We start from the raw sequence: 1,792 nt of genomic DNA on the forward strand, positions 1-1,792 counted from the left end.
ATCGTGTCGGGGACGTGGCACCAAGCAGTGCCATTCACGCCGTCAGCTCGTCGTCGGCGGCGACACCAGCGACGAACACGACTCGGGTGGGGAGCGTCAGTGCCTCGACTGCCTCGGAAACGGCCGGGCCGAAGGGAGCGGAACATGAACCCGATCGAGGTTGCGGCGGTGGCCTACATGAACCGAAGCGACGAGGCGGACAAGCTCATCCGACTGCGTGACGCGCTGACCCGGCTCAGCATCAACGCTGAGCTGCGCGACAACAACACGGCGCTGATGGTCCAGCCGCCCAGTGGGCGGGGCATGCCGGTGTGGGTCTTCGTCGGCTACGGCGGCCAGTACTACTCATGGAACTCGGCAGGCAGGCGGCACCCGGTGTCCGATCTGGAGGGCGCCGCGAAGGTGATAGCCGCCTACGTCTGCCGCTGAAGCGGGCGCGGCGAGGCAGTGCGCCGACGACGGGTCGGCAGCCATCAATCCCTGCCTCGTCGCGCCCTTGATCTCCGGCAGGGCCACAGTGACTCGCCCCCGTGTCCCCCCGTGTGGTCCTGCCGGTCCCCTCCTCCCGGACTGCGAGTGCAGCCGTATGAGGTGACAGAAGCGTCGAGCCGGTCTAGGCTCAAACTTGGTAAAACAACCTGTCGGCTGCTGGACGGTCGTGATGTCTCTAGAGTCCGTGCCTCCGAAGTATGCACAGCTTGTGCAGACGCTTCAGCGGCGTATCGAAGCGGGGGACTACCCTCCCGGAACCCTCTTGCCGAGCGAGAATCAGCTCATCAATGAGTTCGGCATCTCCCGTCCGACCGTCGTGGCGGCCCTGCGCGTGCTCCGGGAACAGGGCTGGATCGAGTCCCAGCAGGGCAAGGGTCGTTTCGTGCGGGGCCGCCCTGCCCTCGCCTCGCTCGAACAACCCAGGCCCGGCCACGCCTACCTCACCAGCGCCGAGACGCCCTTGGCCGAACTACTGGAAGTCGGCGCGGTAACCGTGCCGAACAGGATCGCCGCTCTGCTCGACCTGCCGCCCAAGAGTAAGGCGTTCCTCCGTCGCCGGCTGGTCTCACGCGGCGATGAGGCTTCCGAGATCGTCTCGCTATGGCTGCCCCTCGACCTGTCGGAGGGGACGAACCTCACGAGCGCAGAGCCACTGGCCCAGGGCATTCGCGAGCACATCCAGGCGCGCAAGGGCGTCCGGTTTGATCACGTCATTGAGCAGATCACGGCACGGATGCCTACCTCTGATGAGGCCAAGCAGCTCGGCATGCCCAAGAACACGCCGGTTCTCGACGTCTATGCGGCTGTACGTGACCCCGGTGGCCGGCCCCTTGCCGTGCTGGCTGTCGTGCTGCCTGCCGACCATCACGAGATGGAAGACGCATATCCCATCGCCTGATGGTCTCCCGGTAGTTTCGTTGTTGGGCTTGCTCCGTGATCCACTGGCGGTGGGCCTATGTCTGATGGCACTGTTCGACGTGATGTGCTGTCTGAATAGCGTCGTGCCTCTCCTCGGAGCAACGCCCCATGACCCTCGCACACGTCGAGCTCGCCTGCGGGCGGAATCTTGGCCTGTCAACCGTTCGTCTCGACTCCACGTACGGCGGGCTACTTGAGGGTTACCCGTGCACCAGACTGAACGACAGACTCTTGTCCGCCCTTCGGAGCTGGGCGGGGACGTCTTACCCATCCCTGCCGTTCCATCTCATCGACCCTCCTCGGGCATACCCCGATAAGGAGCCCGGCCCGTGGGGTCCGGTTGAGCTGTTGCCTCCAGTGAGGTGCCTGGGCCTGTTCAGCT

At 65.3% G+C, this 1,792-nt stretch carries 2 protein-coding genes; both read left to right on the plus strand.

The window, feature by feature from the left end; all coding sequences use genetic code 11:
- Nucleotides 1-144 precede the first annotated feature (144 nt).
- Nucleotides 145-429: a hypothetical protein gene (locus FLX08_RS39755; RefSeq protein WP_142625411.1), complete on the plus strand. Its 285-nt coding sequence runs from the start codon at nt 145-147 to the stop codon at nt 427-429.
- A 271-nt stretch (nt 430-700) separates the two neighbouring features.
- A complete protein-coding gene (locus tag FLX08_RS39760; RefSeq protein ID WP_208761980.1) occupies nt 701-1,390 on the plus strand; it encodes a GntR family transcriptional regulator in 690 nt (229 codons plus the stop codon).
- The last annotated feature ends 402 nt before the right edge of the window (nt 1,391-1,792 follow it).

It is taken from the genome of Microbispora hainanensis, assembly GCF_006874475.1.
Classification (GTDB): Bacteria; Actinomycetota; Actinomycetes; order Streptosporangiales; family Streptosporangiaceae; genus Microbispora; species Microbispora hainanensis.